General features: G+C 35.9%; 25 protein-coding genes. 18 read left to right on the top strand and 7 right to left on the bottom strand.

Translation table 11 applies throughout. The features are described 5' to 3' along the window. Positions 1–48: 48 nt before the first annotated feature. Genes EW028_RS16960 through EW028_RS16950 form a run of 3 tightly spaced genes read left to right on the top strand, consistent with a single transcriptional unit; the run spans position 49 to position 1,037 of the window. Positions 49–468 carry a YolD-like family protein gene (locus EW028_RS16960; RefSeq protein ID WP_227744972.1) on the top strand — a complete coding sequence of 140 codons (420 nt, stop codon included), beginning with the start codon at positions 49–51 and terminating at the stop codon, positions 466–468. Beyond that, positions 392–760 carry a YhjD family protein gene (locus tag EW028_RS16955; RefSeq protein WP_131521706.1) on the top strand — a complete coding sequence of 123 codons (369 nt, stop codon included), beginning with the start codon at positions 392–394 and terminating at the stop codon, positions 758–760. Before EW028_RS16960 ends, EW028_RS16955 begins: the two co-directional genes overlap by 77 nt. Beyond that, complete coding sequence (locus EW028_RS16950; RefSeq protein WP_036074830.1) at positions 741–1,037, top strand: hypothetical protein; 297 nt, start codon at positions 741–743, stop codon at positions 1,035–1,037. Before EW028_RS16955 ends, EW028_RS16950 begins: the two co-directional genes overlap by 20 nt. 54 nt (positions 1,038–1,091) lie before the next feature. Here the strand turns inward: EW028_RS16950 and EW028_RS16945 are convergent, their stop codons facing one another. Both EW028_RS16945 and EW028_RS16940 read right to left on the bottom strand, forming a co-directional pair. Further along, entirely contained in the window at positions 1,092–1,727 is a 636-nt protein-coding gene (locus tag EW028_RS16945; RefSeq protein WP_131521705.1) for a hypothetical protein, read from the bottom strand. A 648-nt stretch (positions 1,728–2,375) separates the two neighbouring features. Continuing rightward, the gene (locus tag EW028_RS16940) at positions 2,376–4,115 is read right to left on the bottom strand and encodes a B12-binding domain-containing radical SAM protein (protein ID WP_048391998.1); all 1,740 of its coding nucleotides are present in this window, start codon (positions 4,113–4,115) and stop codon (positions 2,376–2,378) included. 260 nt (positions 4,116–4,375) lie between these two features. On the opposite strand from EW028_RS16940, the gene EW028_RS16935 reads away from it, so the two are divergent. Together EW028_RS16935 and EW028_RS16930 are read left to right on the top strand one after the other, a co-directional pair. Then, positions 4,376–5,794, top strand: coding sequence for a PAS domain-containing sensor histidine kinase (locus tag EW028_RS16935; protein ID WP_227744970.1), 1,419 nt, complete (start codon positions 4,376–4,378; stop codon positions 5,792–5,794). Positions 5,795–5,916: 122 nt separating this feature from the next. After that, positions 5,917–6,363, top strand: coding sequence for a MarR family winged helix-turn-helix transcriptional regulator (locus tag EW028_RS16930; protein WP_004224579.1), 447 nt, complete (start codon positions 5,917–5,919; stop codon positions 6,361–6,363). An 84-nt stretch (positions 6,364–6,447) separates the two neighbouring features. On the opposite strand, the gene EW028_RS16925 is transcribed toward EW028_RS16930, so the two are convergent. The 3 genes from EW028_RS16925 to EW028_RS16915 all read right to left on the bottom strand — a co-directional run bounded on the left by EW028_RS16925 (position 6,448) and on the right by EW028_RS16915 (position 8,087). After that, entirely contained in the window at positions 6,448–7,140 is a 693-nt protein-coding gene (locus tag EW028_RS16925; RefSeq protein ID WP_131521703.1) for a hypothetical protein, read from the bottom strand. 61 nt (positions 7,141–7,201) lie between these two features. Further along, on the bottom strand, positions 7,202–7,819 hold the full coding sequence (locus tag EW028_RS16920; RefSeq protein ID WP_131521702.1) for a CPBP family intramembrane glutamic endopeptidase: 618 nt from the start codon (positions 7,817–7,819) through the stop codon (positions 7,202–7,204). Positions 7,820–7,898: 79 nt separating this feature from the next. Then, entirely contained in the window at positions 7,899–8,087 is a 189-nt protein-coding gene (locus EW028_RS16915; protein WP_004224583.1) for a YkvS family protein, read from the bottom strand. Between the two features lie 123 nt (positions 8,088–8,210). Between EW028_RS16915 and EW028_RS16910 the strand changes: the two genes are divergently transcribed. The 3 genes from EW028_RS16910 (at position 8,211) to EW028_RS16900 (ending at position 9,834) form a co-directional block, all read left to right on the top strand. After that, on the top strand, positions 8,211–8,399 hold the full coding sequence (locus EW028_RS16910) for a hypothetical protein (RefSeq protein ID WP_016992451.1): 189 nt from the start codon (positions 8,211–8,213) through the stop codon (positions 8,397–8,399). Positions 8,400–8,491: 92 nt separating this feature from the next. Beyond that, positions 8,492–8,668, top strand: a complete 177-nt coding sequence (locus tag EW028_RS16905; RefSeq protein WP_080717115.1) for an aspartyl-phosphate phosphatase Spo0E family protein — start codon at positions 8,492–8,494, stop codon at positions 8,666–8,668. A 299-nt stretch (positions 8,669–8,967) separates the two neighbouring features. Next, the gene (locus tag EW028_RS16900) at positions 8,968–9,834 is read left to right on the top strand and encodes an NAD(P)-dependent oxidoreductase (protein WP_131521701.1); all 867 of its coding nucleotides are present in this window, start codon (positions 8,968–8,970) and stop codon (positions 9,832–9,834) included. A 68-nt stretch (positions 9,835–9,902) separates the two neighbouring features. Here EW028_RS16900 and EW028_RS16895 read toward each other — a convergent pair whose 3' ends face one another. Further along, the gene (locus tag EW028_RS16895) at positions 9,903–10,295 is read right to left on the bottom strand and encodes a DoxX family protein (protein ID WP_131521700.1); all 393 of its coding nucleotides are present in this window, start codon (positions 10,293–10,295) and stop codon (positions 9,903–9,905) included. A 158-nt stretch (positions 10,296–10,453) separates the two neighbouring features. Here EW028_RS16895 and EW028_RS16890 point away from each other — a divergent pair, with 158 nt between their 5' ends. From EW028_RS16890 to EW028_RS16865, 6 genes are all read left to right on the top strand, one after another. Then, positions 10,454–10,774 carry a winged helix-turn-helix transcriptional regulator gene (locus tag EW028_RS16890; protein ID WP_016992449.1) on the top strand — a complete coding sequence of 107 codons (321 nt, stop codon included), beginning with the start codon at positions 10,454–10,456 and terminating at the stop codon, positions 10,772–10,774. 203 nt (positions 10,775–10,977) lie between these two features. Continuing rightward, entirely contained in the window at positions 10,978–12,300 is a 1,323-nt protein-coding gene (locus tag EW028_RS16885; RefSeq protein WP_131521699.1) for an MFS transporter, read from the top strand. A gap of 65 nt (positions 12,301–12,365) precedes the next feature. Next, positions 12,366–13,268, top strand: a complete 903-nt coding sequence (locus EW028_RS16880) for a chemotaxis protein (protein WP_048391990.1) — start codon at positions 12,366–12,368, stop codon at positions 13,266–13,268. Positions 13,269–13,428: 160 nt separating this feature from the next. Next, the gene (locus EW028_RS16875) at positions 13,429–14,976 is read left to right on the top strand and encodes a Ppx/GppA family phosphatase (protein ID WP_131521698.1); all 1,548 of its coding nucleotides are present in this window, start codon (positions 13,429–13,431) and stop codon (positions 14,974–14,976) included. Beyond that, entirely contained in the window at positions 14,973–17,129 is a 2,157-nt protein-coding gene (locus EW028_RS16870; RefSeq protein ID WP_131521697.1) for an RNA degradosome polyphosphate kinase, read from the top strand. Before EW028_RS16875 ends, EW028_RS16870 begins: the two co-directional genes overlap by 4 nt. A gap of 29 nt (positions 17,130–17,158) precedes the next feature. Beyond that, positions 17,159–19,165 carry a GGDEF and EAL domain-containing protein gene (locus EW028_RS16865; protein ID WP_131521696.1) on the top strand — a complete coding sequence of 669 codons (2,007 nt, stop codon included), beginning with the start codon at positions 17,159–17,161 and terminating at the stop codon, positions 19,163–19,165. 45 nt (positions 19,166–19,210) lie between these two features. Here the strand turns inward: EW028_RS16865 and EW028_RS16860 are convergent, their stop codons facing one another. Further along, on the bottom strand, positions 19,211–19,822 hold the full coding sequence (locus EW028_RS16860) for a TetR/AcrR family transcriptional regulator (RefSeq protein ID WP_131521695.1): 612 nt from the start codon (positions 19,820–19,822) through the stop codon (positions 19,211–19,213). Between the two features lie 236 nt (positions 19,823–20,058). On the opposite strand from EW028_RS16860, the gene EW028_RS16855 reads away from it, so the two are divergent. The 4 genes from EW028_RS16855 to EW028_RS16840 all read left to right on the top strand — a co-directional run bounded on the left by EW028_RS16855 (position 20,059) and on the right by EW028_RS16840 (position 24,642). Further along, positions 20,059–20,952 carry an NAD(P)-dependent oxidoreductase gene (locus EW028_RS16855; RefSeq protein ID WP_131521694.1) on the top strand — a complete coding sequence of 298 codons (894 nt, stop codon included), beginning with the start codon at positions 20,059–20,061 and terminating at the stop codon, positions 20,950–20,952. Between the two features lie 15 nt (positions 20,953–20,967). Then, positions 20,968–22,488, top strand: coding sequence for a CoA-acylating methylmalonate-semialdehyde dehydrogenase (locus EW028_RS16850; RefSeq protein WP_131521693.1), 1,521 nt, complete (start codon positions 20,968–20,970; stop codon positions 22,486–22,488). Positions 22,489–22,551: 63 nt separating this feature from the next. Beyond that, on the top strand, positions 22,552–23,868 hold the full coding sequence (locus EW028_RS16845; protein WP_131521692.1) for a GntP family permease: 1,317 nt from the start codon (positions 22,552–22,554) through the stop codon (positions 23,866–23,868). Between the two features lie 12 nt (positions 23,869–23,880). Beyond that, entirely contained in the window at positions 23,881–24,642 is a 762-nt protein-coding gene (locus tag EW028_RS16840; protein WP_131521691.1) for a 3-hydroxybutyrate dehydrogenase, read from the top strand. Positions 24,643–24,651: the final 9 nt, after the last annotated feature.

Here is a 24,651-nt window from a genome sequence, read left to right as displayed (position 1 = left end):
TACATTATCTCTAACTATATATAAACAAAGAATGAGGTGTACTAAATAGTGGGAAATACAAAAATATGTCTTGATAACAACAAAAAATGGACAGCAATGATGCTTCCAGAGCATCTTGTAGAGATTAAGAAGTGGAAAGAGGAACAATTTTACGATAAAAAGCGAGAATTAACGGAGTGGGAACTTGAAGAAATAGAACAAACCATCCAGCGTGCTTGTAGGATGCAAAAGCTTGTGAGATTGACATTGTGGGACCAAAATAAATTGCATGATGAGGTAGGCACAGTCACTGGTACTGACGTTTATAAAAAAGAGTTGTTGTTAGACACTGATTTTTCAATAAAACGCGTTACATTCGATAACATTCAAAAAGCTTCCATAGTAGACGGCGATGATAAAAAGAGAAGATCGCCAAGTACTTTACGAATTTATAAAACTAGACATGGCGGTCAAATCATTGCAGCGTGATTATGACAGCTTAACAAATCTGAAAATGGGCAAAGTCTACATCAATATTGTAGATTCACTTTTAAAGGATATACGAAACGATTATTACAACAAAAAGCGTTTTTTAGCTAAACAAAAGATTGAGGTAGTAAGATGGGTGAAAATAAGCGAGCATTTTAGCGAGGTAACAATAAAAACAGCTGGAGAAGATGAAGTGCATCAGTATGCCAACCAAGCACTGAAAACTCATACGGAAGAGTTGATATTTACTTACTTAAAGGAGATAAATGATAATGCCAATTCTAAAAACTAGCTCTGTTCAAATTTTATTTGGAAATGGAGATGTAGGTGTTCGTATAGTTGGAAATAAAAAGCTAAAAACAGGGGCCGTTCAATTTACCAGGATTGACCCTGTACCCATTGGCACAGAATTAGAAAAGGGTGAGATGCTAAGTTTAAATGATGCACCTGTTACGCTTGGCTTTAATAAAGTAGAGAGTTTAGATGTAGTAATTAACCAATTAATAAAATTAAGAAACATTATAACTGGTGAAAATGAAGAAGAAAGGTTGACAGTGCAAAAATCATGAAATAAAAGGAAGTTACTCAAAAAAATGAGTGACTTCCTTTTATTTAAAATAACTTTATTTAATCAAACCGAGTTTCTGTTCTAAAGTTGTACGTTCGACTAATGCAGATACAACTTCTTGGTCCGCATAAACTACAGTAGATTGGATTTTCTCCATTTCTGATGGTTTAAACTCACCTTTATCAAACATATCAGCTGCCTCTGAGGCCGCACGACTACGAGTTAAAATAGCGCTTTGTAAATCTGATAAGTAGTTTTTGAGTAATTTTTGATTTTCTTTAGATAATTCTGGCAGTTCAGTATTGCGGATTTTATTACCTAACCCTGTGTAATATTTTTCTAGACTATTTAATGTTTCAAAAGCTTTGTATCTATCAACAGTGCCGTTACTCACGCCTTCAAATGTCGTTACCCAATTGTTAGTCCAATGCTTATCATACTCATCTTGAAAAGCATCTAAATGGCCAACAATTTCATTTTTGTAGATTTCTACATCCTTATTATTTGTTTCTTTTTCTTTTTCATTTGTTTCATTTTTAGTATCTTTTGTAGCATCACTATTGTTTGCAACAGTCTCGACTTTATCATTCTCTTTTTTAGGTTCTTCGCTATCACTAAGAGCACCAATAATAATACCTAGTACAATTAATGCAATAACACTTCCGCATCCGAATTTTAAAAACTTCTTCATTTGTATGGTTGTCTCCTTTGAAATGTGTGTATTTTATACCATTAAATTGTATCAATAATGGAAGGTGTTGTCAGTATAGTAAATGACTTTCTTCTATTATATATAGATAATTAAGAGGGAATCTGTCGAATAATGTCATTACAAGTGTATATACTCTGTACTACGCCCCCTGATTTGCCCCCTATACTAAATTCACATCTGATTATTAAAGAATTAAAGATTAGTAGATAGGTTAATATAGAAAACTCAAATGCAGCTAAAAGCACATACAAATCCCACGCTAATAAACGAGTAATTATTGGTTAAATTTTTAAAGTATGTGAGGCATTAAGTAAGGAATAATTCCATCGTAAACCTCATATAAAAGTAAAAATTAATATCTTGTCATAAAATATTCAAAAAATTTAAACTTTTATTTCCTGATTGGATAGATTGTTTTTTGGGCATTTTTTACAAAGTTTTATCAATCTTTGTTTAAGGAATTTGACCTAGATTTGTAAGAAAGGCTATGAGTACTTAACTAACCAAAAGAATGAAGCGCAGAAGGAATAAATTTAGTAGTAGTTACTGTTACTATGAGGATTTAAGAATCGTTTAAGTAATAAAAAAAGCTAGTCCTGATAGTTATAACAGGACTAGCGTTTCTTATTAGTTTGAGTAGATTGTTGCAAAGTAAGGTGCTTGACCATGTCGGAAATAGGTTAACAGATAGCCATTTTTTTGTACAATTTTGCCATTTGCGAACTCTTGGTAGTCAAGAGCATGAGGGATAATCAAGGTATGCTTAAACAATTCTTTTTCTGTTAACTTAAAGTTAGCAAATTCCTCGCCTGCGATAGCTGGATCTTCTCGTAAAGCGTGATAAAGGGCTTTTTGTTGCTCTTCTGTAGGACGCTCATTCCACCATAGCTTCCGTGGTTGGAACTGCTGAGCCATTAAATAATCAAGTTGCATTAAACTCTGGACAATGTTTAAATTCACATCATCAATCGTTTCTAAAAACATTAATAAACGACGGAATAAATCCTCTAGCTGATGGCCAATACGAGACCAACCTTTTGTTTCCCAATATGTTCCGAAGTTTTGGAAGAAATCAAATGGTGTATCAAAGACCTCTGTAACCAAGTATTCAATCGTATGATCCATACGGTGATCATTCCAATACTTTTCAAGAACATCCTCTGCATGTTTAATGCGAACGATATCATCAAATGTTAGAACATTATTTGAGAAGATTTCGTAAGGAGATAGATCCACATAGGTATAGCCAAACTTTTCGGCTTCTAATCGAAGTCCAGTGCCGCGTAAAAGTTTCAAAAATCCAAGCTGTAATTCCTCTGGCCGCATTGCAAAAACGTCATTAAATGTTTGACGAAAACTAGCGTAATCTTCCTCTGGTAAACCAGCAATTAAATCTAAATGTTGATCTATTTTTCCGCCATCTTTTACCATAGTTACTGTTCGCTTTAGTTTTTCAAAGTTTTGACGGCGTTTTACAAGGGTATTTGTTAAATCGTTCGTAGATTGAACACCTATTTCGAATCGGAACAAACCTTTTGGTGCATTATCATTTAAGAATTGGATGACTTCAGGGCGCATTATATCAGCCGTGATTTCAAACTGGAATACAACACCTGGTTTGTGTTCATCGATTAAAAATTGGAACATTTCCATTGCATAGCTACGACTGATGTTGAAGGTGCGATCCACAAATTTAATTGTACGAGCCCCATTATCCATTAAGAAACGAATATCCTCTTTTATTTTTTCACGGTTAAAGTATCGGACGCCAACTTCAATAGAAGATAAACAGAATTGGCAGCTAAATGGGCAGCCTCGGCTCGTTTCAATATATTGAATTCGCTTTCCTAGATAGGGAAGATCCTCCTCAAAACGAAAAGGACTTGGTAATTCGCGTAAATCAATTTTAGGAGGCATAGCGTGAATCTTAACTTTCTCGTCCTCTAAATAACAAATACCAGGAACATCTTCTAACAATATTTCACCATGGAAGTAGCGCAGTAATTGTTTAAATGAGGTTTCACCTTCACCCATTACAATGAAGTCTACCTCAGGTATTCGACGTAACCAATGGTGGCAATCATAAGATACCTCAGGCCCCCCGAGCAGAATTTTAACATTTGGACAGACAGTTTTTAACATCTTGATAACGTGTATGGTTTCTTCGATGTTCCAGATATAGCAACTAAATCCAACAATATCAGGTTTTTTTTGGAATAAATCTGATACAATATTAAAAGCAGGGTCTTTAATAGTATACTCTGCTATAATTGGATTAAACTCCGGTAAAGCTGCACCTTTTAAATAACGCAATGCTAAATTTGTGTGAATATACTTTGCATTCAAAGTAGTTAAAATAGTATTCATGCGATAATCTTCCTTTCAACATCCTATTGTATCAGTCAAGTATCTGACATACAATATAATTCTTTTTACCTATTTATTTTGTGAACGGTTCGTGAAATAATTTAAAATACTTAAATTTACTAAATTTTGTAATAATAGAATCGTGCTGTCATAAAGTATAGTAAAGGCTCAAAATTCGATTTTAGAGGTTTTTTACTCTTTTGAAAGGTTCGGTGAGAAAGTTGAAGCAAAATGATATTAATCAATGTTTTGGAAATCTTATGAAAAGTACTTCGTCACCAACACTTATACTCAATAAAGCAGGGAAAATTTTGAACGTCAATGAGGCTGCTATCAAACTTTTCAATCTTAATTTAACCTATATTGGCTATTTAGCTATGGACGAGCCATCTAATTTTAAATGGACTAAGTTCGTCAAACAGTTACAGAATGATTTACGTTCAGAGGAAATTTTCAATATTCGCACAGTTGGAAATGAATACGAAATGTTATCTTTCAAATGTTTTTACGATCCCAATACAGAGGAAATTGTTGCGCAAATTTCAACATTAAATGATGATGTTGCCCATAAATTATATGTTAGCCAAGCACATGAAAGAGCGCAATCTTTTAATGCCTACGATTACTTACCTTATGCTGTTATTGTTAGTGACGCTAGCGGTATTATTCTTGGGCTTAATAAATATGCCGAAATGTTTCTGAAAGTTGAAAATTCACAGCTCCTTCATAAAGCACATCAGCATATATTTGATTCATTTACATTAAAAAAAGGGCAAATTACATCCTACCTTTCTAAGTTAATGGGTGAAAAACATGCAAGCATTCATGTAGTCGATGAAACACAAGTGAGCAGAACTTGCTATTATGAAATTTCAAGTATTTTTGACGAATACAATAATATTATTGTCACTGTAATTAATGATGAAACAGAGAAAAAGCAACTTCAGCATAAAGTTGAGCATCAGCAAGCATTAAACGTGGTTGGACAGATGGCTGCGAGCATTGCACATGAAATACGTAACCCATTAACCTCTTTAAAGGGTTTTACTGAATTACTAAAGTTAAATGCTGATGATGAATCACGCATGTATCTCTCTGTTATTGACAGTGAGCTTCAACGGATGGAGCAAATTTTATCCGAATTATTAGTATTATCTAAGCCAACAACGATGAAAGTGGAATTATTAGAACTGGATCATATTGTAAAGCAAGTCATTGAGTTTATGCTACCAGATGCACTCATGAAAAATATTATGATTCAGTATATTTCAACCTCTACTCAAGTCTATATTGGTGGCAACGAGAATCGACTAAAGCAAGTGCTGATGAATTTAATTAAAAATGCAATGGAATCCATGAATAATGGTGGTACGATTACCGTCGAAATGGCAACAAATGACTGTGCGATTGTCGAACTGATGATAAAAGATGAAGGTGTTGGTATGGACAGCACGACACTTCAAAACCTATTCCAGCCTTTTTACACGACAAAATCAACAGGGACAGGACTGGGCCTTGCTTTCGTGAAAAAGGTAATTGAAGAACATGAAGGTGTAATTGGCGTTAGTAGTGAACTACAGAAGGGGACATGCTTCCATCTGCAGTTTCCAATTTACACATTTAATCAGATGGATACAATGGAAGTATCCACAAAGGATTCTGCTTATTTAGTAACATAAAGAAAGTAAAAATGGTTCCATAATGGACAACAAAACCTTCTAAATCATATATTGCTTTTGACAATGCTTTTCTAATGTCGCTATAATGTCATGTATAAAGAGCGAAGTGAGAGGAAAAGAATATGCCGTCAGAAGATCTAAAACAATCTTTAAAATTATATATTGTATTATCACGTGCACTAAAAGCAATTAATGAAACAACACATCAATTATTTCAGGATAATGGTTTAAACCCAACTGAATTTGCTGTTCTAGAACTTCTCTATCATAAAGGAAGACAGCCATTACAGCAAATTGGCAATAAAATTTTGTTAGCCAGTGGGTCTATTACGTATGTCATCGATAAGCTGGAGAAGAGAGGTTACTTATTAAGAGTATCTTGTCCTGCTGATCGTCGTGTTACGTATGCAGAAATCACCCCTGAAGGTGAAGCTTTTATGGGAGAGCTGTTCCCAAAACATGAACAGCATTTGCATGAATTAATGAGTGTACTATCCCCAGAAGAAAAAGAACAAGCGATTACGTTATTGAAGAAAATTGGTCTTTCTATAAAGGACCTATCTTATTAAAAAAGTTGTCTCATTGATTTGAGACAACTTTTTTATGATCAAATAGAAGGACGATAGACTTTGTCTATCGTCCTTAGCATTTTATTATTTTTTAGATATAGTCGCTGCCATATTAAGCATAGCATCTGTTAAATCCTGTTCATCATTATCATGAATAGTTAATTTTGTAATGAGACCATCTTTCTCAAGGACGACTCCAATTACTTTCTCAGTGTCGAAGTCCACAACATAACCCTCGATATTTTGAACATCTTTGAATGCTGCTAATTCCTCAGCAGTTAGAGCTACTGTTTCACCTACTGCGTTCATATAATCTTGCATAGTTGTTTTTACTTCTTCAAAGCTTGATTGTGAAGCTTCAATTGTTTCAATACGCATAAACACTTCGTCATCATCATTGGACACTAACATGTCTTTACCAGGCTCTTCTTGTGTCAGTGTAAATCCAGGAAGCTGTTGTAGTTTATAGCTTTGATCAACACTTGCTGATTCAGTTGCCTTTTCTGTTTTATCTACACCATTTTGGACGTATTTTACATCTTGTTGAGGCTGTTTAGAAGCATCCTCTGTATTTGTTTCATTGGATGCAGGTGTCTCTTCTTCTTCCTCGTTTGATTCACCTGCTGTATCATCTCCAGATGGTTTTTGATCGGCAGCAGTATTTGATGGCTCATTTTGTTGAGCATCTGAATCCCCTGTTTTATCAGATGTATTACAACCTACAACTAATACGGCTGTTAGTAATAATGCAAGAATAGAAATTAATTTTTTTTGCATAAAAAACCCTCCTTTTCTAAATTAAACGTTAGTAAAGATAAAATGTTTCCAAATATTAATGTTATGATGTTAAAGGCAACACTAAAAATAATAATAGTACAAAAACGACATGAGCTACAATAACAAGTGGCATACTTTTACGCCATTCATATAAGAAGCCCCAAACAATGCTTGTTACCAATGCAGCAATGACACCAAGCATAAATCCGCTAAGGGCAATTGATACAGCACATAATACTGCGGTAACTATGACAGCCAGCGGAGGACGCATAAAACGTTTTAACTGTTGTTGGATATAACCACGCCAAAATAATTCTTCACCTATGGCGACGATAAATACGAGTAAAACATAGTGCCAAATATTTTGTGGTCCGTAGCTTGCTAAAAATTTTTGAACGGATTGTACTAAGTTATTATTAATATATGGAGCGAGCCAGTAACCAAAGCGAATAATACCATATGTGATGGTACCGTATCCAATACCGAAGAGTAAAAATTGCCATGTAGGTAATTGATCTTCAATGGAGCCAGCTAAAATGGCAATGGCAATACATACTAGTAAAGTGAATGCATACATGTACCAAAATACAGCTTGGTTAGCAAAGGTAAAAGCAAGCATGCCATAAACGAATAATAAAGAAAGGAGAAATAGTATTGTTTGTTTCGAATTTGTTAGCATATTCGACCTCCATACCTTAATCTTATCAAAAAAATAGTCCCTTATCATCTATTAAGACAAATAGGGACTATTCAGACTATTAAGCTTCATTAGTATATAAAATTTTATATCGTTTATGATTGACGACCGTTTTTTCTTCAATTTCAAGGGAATCAAAATTCTCCATATATGTTAAATTAACGATCACCGAATTTTCATTTACCTTTTCTACAATACCTTGGAGACCATTTTTAAACTCGATAATATTTCCAACTTCAGCTATTTTCACAGACAGTCAGCTCCTTCATCGACTAATAATATACAGTTTGCATGAAAAATTGGTAAACGTAAAGCTTTTTTTAAATAATTCATAATTTATTACACAAATGAGGCAAAGAGAGGAATAAAGTTCATGGAAAAATACGAAAATATGCTTAAACAATTACAAAATGGGGAAAGGGAAAGTATTGAAATTCAAAAGGAAGAATTTTACGAATTTCGTGAAATTCTTGTAAAACACCCATTATTTAAACATTTCAGAGGTGAGGCCAAGCAAAATGGGCGAATTATCTATACTTATACTGAAACACCTAGAAGTTAATTTGTCGAACATTGTCGTAAGTTAATGCTGTAAGAAATGAAATATAAATGTATAATAATGGTATGATTATTTGTGTGTGGAGGGTTGTATGAATGGTCAATCTACTCTTGAAACAAATGGAACAAACTCGTGAGATGATGATTCGCTCAGGTGTAGAAAACGGGTTACAAAATGCAAAAACCATTCAACTGAGTCGCAGATTAGATCAGTTAATGAATACTTATTATAGACAGATGGCATTTGAAGAAGAAAAAGACCAAGAAAACTAAAAAAGATTGTTCCAGTATTCAGAGTAAAAAACATTTTAACATATATGTTTAAAATGCATTTCAATGGGGAATAACTTACTATGAACACAGCAACATTCTCATTTCCCCCTTTAGAGCAGTGATCCCCCAATCACTTGCTCTCTTTTTTTGCTTATTCGGTATATATGCCCTACATATAAATTTTAGTACAAGTTGTGGGAAGAGTTTGAATTATTCCATTCATTCACCTAAACTGAAAAGATAGAGAGTTGGACTCCCACGGAGAGTACACACATTCTAAAACAAAGGAGCATGTACATATGACAAAGAAACGTATTGCATTTATTGGAACTGGAGTAATGGGTGCTAGTATTATTAAGCATTTATTAAAAAATGGTCATGAAGTAACCGTCTATACTCGTACGCAAGAAAAAGCAGAGCCTCTTGTTGCTCTAGGGGCTTCATGGGCAAGCTCACCTGCTGAAGCATTTAAAAATCATGAAATTGCCTTTACAATGGTTGGTTATCCTTCAGATGTAGAGGAAGTATATTTTGGGGGAAATGGCCTCTTCCAAACAGCAGAACAAGGCAACATTGTCATTGATATGACGACTTCAGAGCCATCTTTAGCAAAGAAAATTTATATGCATGCTCAATCCATTGGTGTAGAGGCTTTAGACGCCCCTGTTTCAGGTGGGGATATTGGTGCACAAAATGGCACTTTGTCTATCATGATGGGTGGCGATCAGGACACATACGACAAGGTATTGCCCATTATGAAGCAATTTGGTGAAAATATAATTTATCAGGGTGAAGCAGGAGCTGGGCAGCATGCAAAGATGTGCAATCAAATTGTCATTGCCTCTGGTATGATTGGCGTGTGTGAATCACTAGCTTATGGACTAAAGGCAGGATTAGATTTACCGACCGTATTACAATCGATCTCTTCAGGTGCAGCAGGTTCATGGTCTTTAAGCAATTTAGCCCCACGTATGATAAAAGAAGATTTTGCACCAGGCTTTTATATTAAACATTTTGTAAAGGATATGAAAATAGCTTTAGATGAGTCAAACAAAATGGGCATCACATTACCAGGACTTGCATTAGCCTATGAAATGTATGAGAAATTAATCGCAGCAGGCTATGGTGATAATGGTACACAAGCACTCTTAAAGTATTATAAATAATTCTCGATGCGAATATGAATAGGAAACCTGAAGACTCCTTAAATGGAAGACCTTCAGGTTTTTTTGTTCTACTCTTTCCCGAAAAGTTGAGAATCCAGTGAGAAGTTTGATGCGCCTGCGAGAGCAAAGTAAAGAGCTATTGCACCTAAAGCTAAATCTAATTCATAACCAGCCAATCCATCTGCCCCGATAAAGCCGATGCTAAGTTTTGCTGTAAAGATCGCCACAATCATTGTAATGGTTAATAAAGCACCAAATATTCTTGTTGCTAAACCTAAAATAATTGCAATTCCACCTACTAATTCAATAATTGCCACGATATACGCCATAAATCCTGGTATACCTAGGCTTTCAAAGAAGTCAGCTGTATAGCTAATACCACCTTGAAATTTTTGGAAACCATGCACTGCAAAAATAACGCCTAGAACGATACGTAAAATTGTTGAACCAATATTTTGCATAATAAAGTAACTCCTTTTCTTTTTTTGCTTACAATTCGTAACTTAGTTTATTTTTAAAAACAACTTTTGTCAAGTAACTTAATGTATTTTTAGAACAGGCTTTTTAAAAAAGTGATATACTGTTAAATAGGAACTAATATACAAAGGGGGTAAGTGATTTGGATCAAAAAAATATTTGTCCACGATTTGAAAAAGCACTCATGATATTAAATCATCGTTGGAATACACTACTTATTTATCAGCTACTAGATGGTCCGCAAAGGTATTCGACTATTAAAAATCAGCTGAATATTAGTAGTCGTGTATTAACAGAACGTTTAAAGGAGTTAGAGACTGAGCAAATAGTGCTACGTACAGTAATTCCATCAACACCAGTTGTCATTGAGTATGAACTGACGGAAAAGGGGTATGCTATTGCACCCGTGTTAAAAGCGATTGAGCAATGGTCCTCTGAATGGGTGACAATAGATATAGAATGATAAAAAGGTATTCAAGCGAGGGGCTTGAATACCTTTTTTGATTTTACACAGAAAACAAGTGTTCAATTATCGACCATTTGGCAGTTATTTTTCAGTGAATTTACTGTTATATTGTAAATAATATTAATTTTCTTTAAAAAAAGGTATTTTTTATTTCAGAGAGAAATTAATTGTTTATTATAGAGAATGGAGAGGAGGGTTTTATGAAGAAGAGTACAGCTATAGACGTACAACATCGAAGTCAATTAGCCATTTATTTATCATTACCGATACTTTCATGGGCATTTTATGATTTTGCGAATACAATTTTTTCTTCAAATATAAATACAATATTTTTTCCCTTTTACATGGATGAGGTTTTAGGAACAAATGAAGTCATGCAACAAGTTGCGAGCACCTTTATATCTTATGCAAATGCCATTGCAAGCTTGTTGCTCGTTATCTTTTCACCACTTTTCGGTGTGTGGATTGATAACACAGGTTATAAAAAGAGATTTATTGTATGGTTTGCTTCCATATCTATTGTGTTTACGTTTATGATGGGAATATTTGCGAATGTACAAACCACTGTCAATTACTCTGGTGTGCCTCTTAGTTTATTTTTGGTAGTTGCAAGTTTTGTCATAGCAAAATTTTTCTTTAATTCAAGTTTAGTATTTTATGATTCTATGATGGGCGATCTAGGAACAAAAGAAGAGATGCCACTCATTTCAGGGTATGGTGTTGCAATTGGGTATCTTGGTACACTTTTTGGATTACTTGTTTACTTGTATGTTGGTAACAGCGATTTTCATCGGGCGTTTATTCCAACAGCCATTCTGTATTTACTCTTTTCATTGCCATTATTCTTAATTAATAAAGATACACCGATCCCAAAGTCACAACGGAAGTCCTTAAAGTTTTTAGATGGTTATAAAGAAATCATTCAAACATTTAAAGATATGAAGCAATATAAAGCAATCTTTACCTTTATGATTGCTTATTTCTTTTTAAATGATGCCATTGCTACAACGATTGCTATGATGGCTGTTTATGCGACAACAATTGTTGGCTTTAGTTCTGGCCAATTTATCGTTCTTTATTTGGTCTCTACTGTCTCAACAATCATTGGGTCACTTGCCTTTGGGTATATTACGAAATCAATAGGCGCTAAACGTGCCATTACAATTGTTGCCCTTATTATGATTGTTGCTTTGATATTCGCTGTTTTTGCTTCAGCACAATGGATGTTCTGGCTTGCTGGTAGTCTATTTGGTATATCACTTGGCTCAATGTGGGTGACATCTCGGACCTATATTATTGAATTATCACCGAATGAGAAACGTGGACAATTTTTTGGGTTGTTTGCTTTTTCAGGTAAAGTTTCATCCATTATTGGTCCAGCCATATATGGAACGGTTACATTGTGGATGAAGGATTATGGTACTATTGCTAGTCGTGTAGCATTATCAACGTTGATCGTTATGACTGTCGTTGGTCTATTGGTACATCTAAAAGTTAATGATAAAAATGGAAATAGCAAGTAGGAGAAATGTATTGCCTATGATACAATTGAATTATAAACAGATGTAGAGAAAGGAGCGGGGTTGCATTGGAACATAAAGGAATATTATTAGAAAGTGGCACAAATGAGCTAGAGATTGTTGAATTTGAAGTAGCAAACAATAAATTCGGCATCAATGTTATTAAAGTAAAAGAAATTATTCAACCGATCCCAGTAACGTTTATCCCACACGCGCACCCGCATGTAGAAGGAATCATTCAATTACGAGGTGAGGTATTACCTGTTGTAGATATGCTACGAGTATTAGGGATTCAAGGTGCTGAGCGTAATCCACAACAAAAATATATTGTAGCAGAATTTAATAAACAACGTGTCGTTTTCCATGTAGATAATGTAACACAAATTCATCGTATTTCTTGGAATCAAATTGAAAAGCCTTCAGATATGTATCAGGGAGGTACATCGCAAGTAATCGGAGTGATTAAACAGAATGAGCAAATGATTCTATTACTAGATTTCGAAAGAATTATGGTGGATATCAATCCTGCATCAGGAATTAGTGTGGAATCTGTTAAAAAGCTCGGTAAACGTGAGCGATCTGGAAAGCGAATTTTAATTGCAGAAGATTCACCGTTATTACGTAAATTACTGTTCGATACAATGAGTGAAGCTGGTTATGACAATGTTGAATTCTTTGAAAATGGCCGCGATGCTTATGAATATTTAGAGGGAATTGCAAAGAGTGGTAGTGACATAGCTGAGCATATTCAATTGGTGGTAACGGATATTGAAATGCCACAAATGGATGGCCATCATTTAACACGAAAAATCAAAGAGCATCCCGATCTTCAAAAGCTTCCTGTTATCATTTTTTCAAGTCTAATTACAGATGACCTTCGTCATAAAGGTGATCAAGTAGGGGCTGAGGATCAAATAAGTAAGCCAGAAATTGCAGAGCTCATTTTACGTGTTGACCAACTTATTCTGTAATCACCATGGCTTGATACTTCTCAATTTTAATAATGGGTATCCTGCAAGTATAAATAAATGAAAGTAAAGTCGGATGCCTGAATTAAGAGGGTCCGATTTTTTGTATATGTCCAAATAATATGAACAAAATAAATGGTAGATGCTTGAAGGATGTGATTATTTGAATGAATTAAAAACAGCTATTATTGATATCGGCTCCAATACGATCCGATTAGTATTATATCAATATGCTAATGAAGAGGGACTTCGTGAGCTTGGAAATATTAAAACGGTAGCACGATTGCGTACATATTTACAGCCCTCAGGAGAGATGTCTGATGAAGGTATTCAAGTGTTATCAGAAACTTTATTAACATTTAAAGCCATGCTTGAGGATTTTGAAGTAACAGATGTAAAAGCTGCGGCGACTGCGGCTATTCGACAAGCCACTAATCGAGACAAAATTATAGAGGAAATGAAAGAACGGACTGGTATCCAAATAGAGCTTTTATCAGAAGAGGAAGAAGCCTATTTTGGCTACGTTGCTGTTGCCTACTCCATGGGTACGAAATCGGCCGTAACGATCGATATCGGTGGGGGTAGTACCGAAATTACGCTGTTTGAAAATAAAGAAATTCAGCAATCACATAGTTTTCCTTTTGGGACAGTTTCTTTAAAGCAACGTTTTGTAAAAGGTGACATTATCAATAGTAGTGAGAAAAAAGAGCTTCTTACCTTTGTCAAAGAGCAGTTCCAAACACTCCCTTGGATAAAAAATGTTGCGCTACCTATTATCGCAATTGGTGGTAGTGCGCGGAATATTGCTCAAATACATCAGCAAAAGCATGATTACCCTATTGCCAGCGTTCATGGTTATGAAATGACAAAGGAAAATTTGGATGATTTAAGCTTATTTTTAGGGCAATTAAGCTTTCAGGAATTGAAACAATTGGATGGTCTCTCATCGGACCGTGCAGATATCATTGTTCCCGCATTAGAGGTATTTAGAGTGTTGATGGAGGTAGTTGGTAGTGAGACTTTCCAACTGACAAAGCGAGGTTTACGTGAGGGACTCATTATTGAACGGATTTTGCAAACAGATACGCAGGCATTTGATAAATATAATGTCTTTGAAGGAAATGCTAGAAGCTTAGCACGGCAGTATGGTCGGAGTGAAATGGAAGTAGATTATTTAATGCATTTAGCAGACCAATTGTATCGTGAATGTTGTCATTTAGGCTATTTGCAATATCATCCAGATGATTTGCATTTATTGGCAAAAGCGGCGAAGGTTTTTAATATAGGAGAGTATATCGAATTAAGCTCTTCAAGCCAACATACTTTTTATTTAATTGCGAATCAATCTATTGATGGTTTAAATCATTTAGAACGAGTAAAACTAGCACTTCTTGCCTCTTATAAAAATAAAGATTATTTCGAACGATTTGCTGCTCCATTTGCTACATGGATGAGTCGGGAGGAACTTCGTAAAATAAGAGATTTCGGAGCGCTATTAAAATTTGTCTATGCATTAAATGTTTCAAAACGCAACATAGTACATGCTATTGAAATGCACACCGAAGAAGATCATGTTCAGCTTAATATTTATGTAAAAAAGAATGCCGCGGCTGAAAAGTATCAAGCCAATCGACATAGAAAGCATTTAGAACGTGCATTAAAAATCCCAATGAAGATCAATTTTATTGAAGAAGGGTGGAACAATGGATGACAACTGAAGTAACGAAAAACGAGCTACATGGGGAAGAATTTTCCGAAAACTACAATCTATTGTTAGAGGAAATTGCAAAGCCTCAATATTATAATAATCGTGAATTAAGCTGGCTTGCCTTTAATGAGCGAGTGCTAGAGGAAGCAGAGGATATTAATAATCCTCTGCTCGAGCGTTTAAAATTTTTAGCTATATTTAGTTCCAATCTAGATGAATTTTTTATGGTACGTGTGGCAGGCTTACAGGATCAGGTACGTGCTGGTTTTCATAAGCCTGAAAACAAATCTGGCTTAACGCCGAAGGAACAGTTGGCCAAAATAGCAGAACGCACACAAGCATTAGTGCGACGACAAACTGAGGTATATAGACATTTAATCTATGATTTACTACCTCAACAAAATGTACATATTGCGGATATGAAAGATTTAAATAGCAAGCAAAAATCATTTATCAATGAAATGTTTGCAGAAACTATCTTCCCTGTTTTAACACCTGTTGCAGTGGATGCCTATCGTCCTTTCCCAACTTTACTTGGTAAAACTTTGAATTTACTAGTGCTGTTAGAGCAGGATGAGTCAGATCTTGAAAGTCGTGAAAAAGTGGCGATTGTCCAGGTTCCATCTGTGTTAGATCGCTATATAAAAGTACCGTCCGAAGAAGGAAAGACAGTTGTAGTTTTATTGGAGGATGTGATAGTAGCGCATATTGAAAAGCTGTTTTATGGCTATAGCGTAAAATCAGCACAAGCCTTCCGCTTAACAAGAAATGCAGATTTAACTATCCATGAAGAAGGGGCTCGAGATCTTCTTGTGGAGATCGAAAAAGAGCTGAAAAAGCGAAAATGGGGTCTAGGAAGCCGTTTAGAAGTTCGAGTTGGAGAAATGAACGAGGAAGTGCTGCAATACTTACTAGATGAATTCGAAATAGAAGAATCTGATGTATTCCATATTGATGGTCCTTTGGATTTAACGTTTATGTTCTCTTTTGTGAAAGGTATTTCAGTAGGTCGTGAGCATTTAGAATATGAAAGCTTTATCCCACAGCCACCTTTAGATTTACAGTCTGACGAAAATATTTTTGAAAAAGCACTTCAACAGGATATATTTTTCCATCATCCATATGAATCTTTTGCCCCTATTGTTGATTTTATTTCTGAGGCCGCTGTCAACCCGAATGTGCTGGCTATAAAACAGACATTATATCGAGTAAGTGGGAATTCACCGATTATTCAAGCGTTAAAGCTTGCCGCTGAAAACGGTAAACAAGTAACGGTATTAGTGGAGCTAAAGGCTCGCTTCGATGAAGAAAACAATGTGCACTGGGCAAAACAATTAGAACAAGCAGGTTGTCTTGTGATTTATGGGATGAATAATTTAAAAACACACTCAAAAATCACGCTAGTCGTTAGTCGTCGTAACGGCAAAATTGAACGTTTTGTCCACTTGGGTACAGGAAATTATAATGATGCTACTGCAAAAATCTATACGGATATGGGCATAATAACGACAGATAAAGAGTTTGGCATTGATGCGACAAATTTCTTTAACTACTTAAGTGGCTATACAGAAAAGCCAACCTTTAATCATTTAGTCGTTGCTCCATTTGATATACGAGATGAATTTATTCGTTTAATGGATGAGGAAATTGCCTGTCATAAAAAATATGGAAATGGTTTTATTCGTGCAAAAATGAATTCATTGACAGACAAAGATTTAATGATGAAGCTTTATGAGGCATCAATTGCTGGTGTAAAGGTCGAACTTATTATTCGTGGTATATGCTGTATTAGACCAGGAATCCCAGGTGTTAGTGAAAACATTACCGTAACAAGTATTGTTGGTCGTTTCCTTGAGCACTCTCGTATTTATTGGTTCCATCATAATGGGGAAAATAAAGTATATTTATCCTCTGCGGATATGATGACACGCAATATGATTAAACGTGTAGAAATTTTATTCCCTGTATATGCAAGTGAAGCAAAAACTCGTATTATTGACATAATGAATGCACAATTAATGGATACTGCCAAAGCCCGAATTCAAGACTCTAATGGTAAGTATCATTATAAAGAGTTTGATCGTAGCGAAGATCCATTAAATAGCCAGGAAATTTTCTTGAAGGATGCATTAAAGCCTACGCTAGACGAAGAATAGAGCAAACACGCTACTTAGTGAGGGATAGAATGAAAAAATGTAGAGAAAATGTAGCGCCATTTGCAGAATATCAACAGCTCATGCAACTAAATCCATTTGATGCAATCATTTGTTTGAGACAAGTTGATAAGACAGTGTTTGAGGTCGTTGAATTTAATGAAAAGCTATCGTCAATGATTGAGTTGGAGGATATAACAGCCAAAAACGCTGAGAACTTTTTTACTAAGCAATGCTGGCTGCAATTGTCGGGATTTCTAATTGAAGAAATCAATAAACAGCATACTCTAAAATTAGGTAACGGTCTTCAAGAGAAAACATTTGTGCTTCATGTTCAGCACTTTTCTGAATCAATAGTTGCCATTATTCTTCGAGCGACATCATTTGAAGAAAATCCCTATTTACAGTTCATTGAACAACATATAAGTCCAGTGTTAACGACAGATTTACAAGGTCGAATAATTCATCAAAATATTGCTGCTACTGCTACACTATCGAGAGAGCAGAACAGTCTAATTGGACTAGATATTTTTTCATTACTAGAAAGTAAATATCTCAATGAATTTAAACTATTATTTACCAAAACAATCGAAGGTTCAGCGTTTGGCATGCCTAAATGCTTATTGAAAGGTGATTTACTAAGTAAGGAGCCCTTTTATTTAAGAACGCATCCAACCTATTATAATGGTGAAGTTGTGGGTGTCCACCTATTTGTTAAAGATGCTAATTCATTTATGAATGATCATGAAGCATTCTATTACCTAGCACTAATGGATGAATTAACAGGTATTTGGAATCGAAAAGCTTTTAAGGAGCATTGGCTACAGCATTTAAATGATAAAAAGCAAGAGCATAAGCAAGCAGCAATTATTTTAGTTGACATTGACCGTTTTAAAAAGTTTAATGAATCCCTTGGAGAGAGCAAGGGAGATGATTTGATGCGTATGTTTAGTCATAGGTTACGGGAGCTTTGCTACTCAAAGTGTTCGCTATATCGATATAATAGTGACGAGTTTATTTTTGTGCTAAAAGATGCAACCATCCAAAAAATTGAACGAACTGCAAACTTGATTATGGACGTATTAAAACAGCCATTTATGATAGATGGACAGGAATATTTTATTAGCGTATCGATTGGGATTTCACTTAGCCCAGCAGATGGTAAAGATATCGAGACACTTGTACGGAAAGCAGATAAAGCTTTATTTTCTGTTAAAGAACATGGTCGTTCACATTACCGCTACTACCGTGAAGATATGACGGCCATTTTTCCAAACGAAGCATTGATGGAGGCACATTTACGTCGAGCAATTGAATTTAATGAGCTAAGTCTCCATCTTCAACCGCAAATGGATTTAGCAAATAATAGCATCGATAGCTTTGAAGCATTATTACGATGGAATAACCGTAAATTTGGTTTTGTCTCACCAGCACAATTTATTCCTATTGCGGAAGCCTCAGGATTGATTATTGAAATCGGTGATTGGATTATTGATGAGGTATGCCGTTACCAAAAAGAATGGCAATCGAAGGGATATCGTCCTGTACGGATTGCAGTCAATATATCCCCAAAACAGTTTAGAAAAGAAAATTTTGCCCGAAAAATTAAAACAGCTTTAAAGACATATGGTGTACCACCTGAATTATTAGAAGTAGAAATTACTGAAAGTTCTATGACAAATGTTCATGAAACATTTTCGATTCTTACAGAACTGAAGCAATTAGGTGTTTATGTGTCTGTGGATGATTTTGGGACAGGCTATTCCTCATTAAGTTATCTCAAGCGTTATCCGATTGATATTATTAAAATTGATCAGTCATTTATTGCAGATATAGCAAAGGATGATAAAAATGAAGCCATCATAAAAGCCATCATTTCGATGTCTCATAATTTAGGATTAGAGGTCATTGCTGAGGGAATTGAAGAACCAATACAAGTCGATTTTCTCAAACGCCATCGTTGTCAAAAAGGGCAAGGCTATTTGTATAATAAACCATTACCAGTTGAAACAATTGTACAACAATATTTTGTAAGCTAGAAAACGGTAGCACTTTCATCACAAAATAGATGAAGTGCTACTTTTTTATTTGCCGTTTTTAAGACCGTTTAAGACAATTGCTGTAAATTGCCCCATCTCAGAGGCTAGGTCAAAGTCTTCACTATGTATTAACCAATCATAGACATTGGCACGCATACAGCGCTGAATAAGTGTTTGTATGGTAGTAGCAGAAACATCTTGTCTAAATTCTCCTTGTTGAATACCTTCCTCGATATATGTGTTCATTATCTGAAAAATCTTACGTTGTGGATTGATTAAATAATGATCCTGTTCTACTTGGTTTGTCATAGCAGCCGTATACACTGTACGTAATAAATCCTTTCCCACAATATTTGTTAAATAGTTCATTTGCTCTTGATACACTAATAGTATTTTTTCACTTGCTGGTAATGTGGAATCAATATTTTTTTCAACTGTACGATAAAAATTATCAAGCTCCTTAAATTTTTCTAAAATAACATCATATTTAGATGGAAAATGTGTATAAAATGTCCCCTTTGAAACATTACATGCCTTCGTAATTTGTTCAACAGAAACATGTTCATAACCATGCTTGTTAAATAAAGCTAAAGAAGTTTTCAATAATTTTTCACGTGTTTCTAATGCCTTTTTCTGTCTGCTTGTGAGCGTTTCCATTAGCAGCTAATACCTCCTATATAAAATATTGTAAAATATCTTTTGTAAAAAAATATTCTGAAAATATTAATTTTTTAATTGACGAGATGGATTTCGATTGATTATGATTTAAATGACCGAAGTCAATGACTGCAGTCAATGAGATTATCTCGTTATTAATGTTACTTTAAAAAATGAAAGTTGGCTAGTAGATCATCAAGTTTTCTGTTGTATTTTCAAGGAATGGGGAGGTCACAATGAAGGAAAAATTAGGCTTTATTGGCTTAGGAAATATGGGTTTACCGATGGCTATTAACTTATTAAAAGCAGATTATCAGGTATATGGTTTCGATACGAATACGAAAGCAATGGAACAATTCACAGCTGCAGGTGGTTTCGCCCTTGAGACAGCTCTGGATATCGCGAAGCAATGTGATGTTATTATGACAAGCTTGCCTACCCCTCAGGTTGTAGAATGGGTTTATCAGTCAGAGCAAGGAATTTTACAACATGCAAAGAAAGGGTGCCTACTGATTGATTTTAGTACTGTTAATCCCGAATTGAATGATACGTTACATACAGAAGCTATAGCTTCGGGATTACGTTATTTGGGAGCACCTGTCAGTGGGGGTGTCATAGGGGCTATCAATGCGACATTAACTATTATGGTTGGTGGTGACACAGATGATTATATAAGTGCTAGCGAAATATTCAGAATAGTCGGTAAAAATATTTATCATTTGGGCACATCTTCAAGTATAGGAACGCGAATTAAATTACTCAATAACTTAATGATTGGCTTTTACACAGAGGCAGTCGCTGAAACGATTGTACTTGGCGAAAAAATGGGTATTCAGGCAGACACGCTCTATGAAGTATTAAACAATAGTTATGGGCAAAGCCGTATTTATGAACGTAATTATTTGGAATATATGAAAAATGATAATTATGAGCCAGGCTTTTCGACAAATCTACTATTAAAGGATTTGAAGTTAGCTAAGGAAATGGCGGATGAAGCAGGCGTATCGCTGCGAATCGGCGAAAAGTTAGTGGATCTTTATAGTGAAATTGCTCAGCAGGGCTATGGAGAAAAAGATATGTCTGCAGCTTATTTAAGCTTAAAGGAAACATGTAAACTAGAACAATTTTAAGAGGAGGAAATGGATATGACAACAGCACAAGAGGTTAAAACATTAACACATTTTATTGGTGGCAAATTGGTTGAAGGAAAAAGTGGCCGATTCGGTTCGGTATTTAACCCAACAACAGGTGAAGTCATTGCTAAGGTACCCCTTGCAACAATAGAAGAAACACAAGATGCAATCGAGCAAGCTCAAGCAGCATTTCCAGCTTGGCGTGATACTTCAGTGGCTAAGCGTGCAGAAATTGTACTAAAGTTCCGTAACCTTATCACTGAAAATATGGAGGAACTATTAAAAATCATTTGTACTGAAAGCGGTAAAACGATTGAAGATGCTAAAGGTGAAATTACACGAGGACTTGAATCTGTTGACTTAGCCATTGGTGCACCACACTTAATGAAGGGAGAATACTCTGTAAATGTTGGAGGTCAAATAAATGCTTATTCTGCAAAATATCCATTAGGGGTTGTGGCAGCAATTTCTCCATTTAACTTCCCTATCATGGTGCCTCTAGCACAAACGAGTATGGCCATTGCTGTAGGAAATGCGGTTGTTTTAAAGGCATCAGAGCGTGTGCCAATGACAGCATTGTATGTTAGTGAGCTTTGGAAGAAGGCGGGATTGCCTGATGGTATTTGGACAGTAATCAATGGTGATAAAGATGCGGTCAATGAACTTTTAGAAAACCCAGCTGTGCAAGCGATTTCATTTGTTGGATCAACACCAGTTGCAAAATATATTTATGAAACTGGATCAAAATATGGAAAGCGTGTTACAGCGCTTGGTGGGGGTAAAAATAATATGGTTGTAATGCCTGATGCCGACCTTGAACAGGTAGCCAATGCCTTTATTGGAGCAGCATATGGGGCAGCCTCACAACGTTGTATGGCGATATCTACCATTATGCCTGTAGGAAAGGATACTGCAGATCGTCTCGTGGAGATTCTGAAGGAAAAAATCGCGAATCTGAAGGTTGGCCCTTATACAAATCCTGATTCAGATTTTGGCCCTGTTATTTCTCAACAATCAAAAGAAGCAATTCTTACTGCAATTGATCGAGGGGAAGCCGAAGGAGCTTCAGTAATTTGTGACGGACGAGAACTTGATATTGTCAAAGAGTCTAAAGGGTTTTATGTAGGGCCTACATTATTAGATCATGTAAAACCAGGCATGGAAGTTTACGAGCAAGAAATATTTGGTCCAGCTCGCAATGTTGTTCGTGTAGATTCCTTAGAGGAAGCTATTACACTAATAAATAAGCATGAGCTAGGTAATGGTGTCACAATCTTTACGAATGATGGATTAGCAGCTCGAAAATTTACAACAGAAATTGATGTTGGCATGGTTGGTGTCAATGTACCAATTCCAATTCCTGTTGGCTACCATAACTTTGCAGGCTTTAAAGGCTCTCGCTTTGGTGAGGGGCATATGTTTGGTCCAGACCAAGCACGATTTTTCACAAAAACTAAAACAATTTCAGAGCGTTGGATGGCTGGTAATGCCTCTTCAGCATCCACATTTGCATTCCCAAGCAATAACGACTAATAAAACCTAGAGCTGTAGAGTTATACAGCTCTTTTTCTAAAAAAGGGGATGGGTGGGGTGTAAATGTTAGCGTATATTGGTCTTTTTGGTAGTTTAGCATTATTAGTTTATTTAACAATGAAGGGTGTAAATCTACTTATTTCAGCACCGTTAACTGCGCTGTTAGCAGCCTTAACAAACGGTCTTGCATTTTTTCCTCAAACAGCTGATAAAGATCAGGCAAACTTTCTAACGAGCTATATGGATGGGTTCACCGGATTTGTTGGTTCATGGTATTTAATGTTCATGGCGGGTGCCATTTTCGGTAAAGTCATGGAGGATACAGGCGCTGCAGATAGTGTCTCAAAATGGATTGTAGAAAAAATAGGGGTGAAATATGCCACATATGCTGTAGTTTTAGCTGCAGCAGTACTCACATATGGTGGTGTTTCAGTTTTTATCGTAGCCTTTTCTGTTTATCCAATGGCTATTAGTTTATTTAAACAAGCAAACTTTCCACGACGTTTTATTCCTGCTGCACTGGGCCTAGGTTCTGTCACATTTACGATGACATCAGCAGGCTCACCTGAGATTCAAAATTGGATACCAATTCCATACCTTGGTACAACTCCATATGCAGGTTGGCAAGTTAGTATTGTCGTGGCTATTTTTATGGCCGTTGGTGGCTCGCTTTGGCTGAATTGGATGATTAAACGCGCTGTTAACAAGGGGGAAGTTTTCATTGAGCGCTCTACCGATCCAGTAGCTGATGCAACACGTAAGCTACCGAGTCCCCTTTTGAGTCTTGTACCATTATTAGTTGTTTTAGTCATTTCTTATATTTTCCATGATTCACTTGGAACCTCTGCTTTAATTGTAGCCTTAACTAGTGGCTGTATCGTGGCTTATTTAGTGAGTTACAAATATGCAAAGTCAGTTGGTGCAACATTAGCAGCAGGTGCAATGGGTGCTATTATTGCCATTGCAAATACGGCGGCTGTTGTCGGTTTTGGCGGGGTAGTAAAAGCAACACCATCCTTTGTTGCAACTGTTGATGTAATGACCAATATCCCTGGCAGTCCGCTAATTGGAGGAGCCTTAGCCATTGCGGTTATTGCTGGTTTAACAGGTTCAGCATCAGGGGGACAAACAATTGCAATGCCCTTACTAGCACCGCATTATATCGAGATGGGTGTAGATACAGAAGCGTTGCATCGGACAATCGCTATAGCATCTGGTTCGCTAGATTCATTGCCACACGGAGGATATGTGGTGACAACCATCAATTCAGTATGTAATGAAAAGCATAAGGATGCATATATGCCATTTGGAGCCTTGACGGTTATTATCCCTATTATAGGTACAATACTTGCAATCATATTATTCTCATTAGGGATGTAGGAGGGATGAAGTATGCAAGGAAAAACGGTTTTTATTACAGGGGCAGCTCGTGGTATTGGTCTTGCTATGGCACAAGCATTTGCTGAGCAAGGGGCTAATGTTGTAATAACAGATAAAAATGAACAGCTTCTTGAGGAAGCCGTCGCACAATACCCCTCTTTAACTTCCTATATATGTGATGTGACAGAAGAACAAGCCATAAGAGAAGCCATTGATTTTACGATTCATAAATTCTCAACCTTAGATATTTTAATCAATAATGCAGGATTTCAACATGTGTCGCTTATTGAGGATTTTAAGACAGAAATTTTTGAGTCAATGCAAAAAGTGATGGTCGTTGCTCCCTTTGTGGCGATGAAGTATGCGTTACCACATATGAAGAAGAATCAATTTGGTCGTATTATCAATATGGCCTCCATCAATGGCGTCATTGGGTTTGCTGGGAAGGCAGGATATAATGCAGCAAAGCATGGTGTGATTGGGCTTACTAAGGTAACGGCACTAGAGGTGGCGACAGAGGGAATTACGGTAAATGCTATTTGTCCAGGGTATGTTGACACGGAATTAGTACGTAATCAGTTTATGGATTTAGCACAAACACGGGGAATTCAAGTGGAAGAAGTTCTTGAACAAGTGTTATATCCACTTGTACCGCAAAAACGTTTACTTGATGTCTCAGAAATTACAGGACTTGCATTATATTTAGCAAGTGATGTAGCAAAGGGGTTAACCGGCCAGGCCATTCTATTAGATGGTGGCTATACAGCTCAATAGCTTAGGAGG

Source organism: Lysinibacillus sp. OL1 (assembly GCF_004332175.1).
GTDB classification, from domain to species: domain Bacteria; phylum Bacillota; class Bacilli; order Bacillales_A; family Planococcaceae; genus Lysinibacillus; species Lysinibacillus capsici.
Note: the sequence above shows the minus strand (reverse complement) of the source record. Positions and strands in the feature narration are given on the sequence as shown.

What these genes read in the sequence shown, in the direction of transcription:
- EW028_RS16870 (WP_131521697.1), top strand. Translation starts at nt 14,973, where the DNA reads ATGACAACTGAAGTAACGAAAAACGAGCTACATGGGGAAGAATTTTCC.
- EW028_RS16910 (WP_016992451.1), top strand. Translation starts at nt 8,211, where the DNA reads ATGGAAAAATACGAAAATATGCTTAAACAATTACAAAATGGGGAAAGG.
- EW028_RS16840 (WP_131521691.1), top strand. Translation starts at nt 23,881, where the DNA reads ATGCAAGGAAAAACGGTTTTTATTACAGGGGCAGCTCGTGGTATTGGT.
- EW028_RS16845 (WP_131521692.1), top strand. Translation starts at nt 22,552, where the DNA reads ATGTTAGCGTATATTGGTCTTTTTGGTAGTTTAGCATTATTAGTTTAT.
- EW028_RS16920 (WP_131521702.1), bottom strand. Translation starts at nt 7,819, where the DNA reads ATGCTAACAAATTCGAAACAAACAATACTATTTCTCCTTTCTTTATTA.
- EW028_RS16955 (WP_131521706.1), top strand. Translation starts at nt 392, where the DNA reads ATGATAAAAAGAGAAGATCGCCAAGTACTTTACGAATTTATAAAACTA.
- EW028_RS16900 (WP_131521701.1), top strand. Translation starts at nt 8,968, where the DNA reads ATGACAAAGAAACGTATTGCATTTATTGGAACTGGAGTAATGGGTGCT.
- EW028_RS16855 (WP_131521694.1), top strand. Translation starts at nt 20,059, where the DNA reads ATGAAGGAAAAATTAGGCTTTATTGGCTTAGGAAATATGGGTTTACCG.
- EW028_RS16940 (WP_048391998.1), bottom strand. Translation starts at nt 4,115, where the DNA reads ATGAATACTATTTTAACTACTTTGAATGCAAAGTATATTCACACAAAT.
- EW028_RS16850 (WP_131521693.1), top strand. Translation starts at nt 20,968, where the DNA reads ATGACAACAGCACAAGAGGTTAAAACATTAACACATTTTATTGGTGGC.
- EW028_RS16865 (WP_131521696.1), top strand. Translation starts at nt 17,159, where the DNA reads ATGAAAAAATGTAGAGAAAATGTAGCGCCATTTGCAGAATATCAACAG.
- EW028_RS16925 (WP_131521703.1), bottom strand. Translation starts at nt 7,140, where the DNA reads ATGCAAAAAAAATTAATTTCTATTCTTGCATTATTACTAACAGCCGTA.
- EW028_RS16905 (WP_080717115.1), top strand. Translation starts at nt 8,492, where the DNA reads ATGGTCAATCTACTCTTGAAACAAATGGAACAAACTCGTGAGATGATG.
- EW028_RS16860 (WP_131521695.1), bottom strand. Translation starts at nt 19,822, where the DNA reads ATGGAAACGCTCACAAGCAGACAGAAAAAGGCATTAGAAACACGTGAA.
- EW028_RS16945 (WP_131521705.1), bottom strand. Translation starts at nt 1,727, where the DNA reads ATGAAGAAGTTTTTAAAATTCGGATGCGGAAGTGTTATTGCATTAATT.
- EW028_RS16935 (WP_227744970.1), top strand. Translation starts at nt 4,376, where the DNA reads ATGAAAAGTACTTCGTCACCAACACTTATACTCAATAAAGCAGGGAAA.
- EW028_RS16895 (WP_131521700.1), bottom strand. Translation starts at nt 10,295, where the DNA reads ATGCAAAATATTGGTTCAACAATTTTACGTATCGTTCTAGGCGTTATT.
- EW028_RS16930 (WP_004224579.1), top strand. Translation starts at nt 5,917, where the DNA reads ATGCCGTCAGAAGATCTAAAACAATCTTTAAAATTATATATTGTATTA.
- EW028_RS16950 (WP_036074830.1), top strand. Translation starts at nt 741, where the DNA reads ATGCCAATTCTAAAAACTAGCTCTGTTCAAATTTTATTTGGAAATGGA.
- EW028_RS16885 (WP_131521699.1), top strand. Translation starts at nt 10,978, where the DNA reads ATGAAGAAGAGTACAGCTATAGACGTACAACATCGAAGTCAATTAGCC.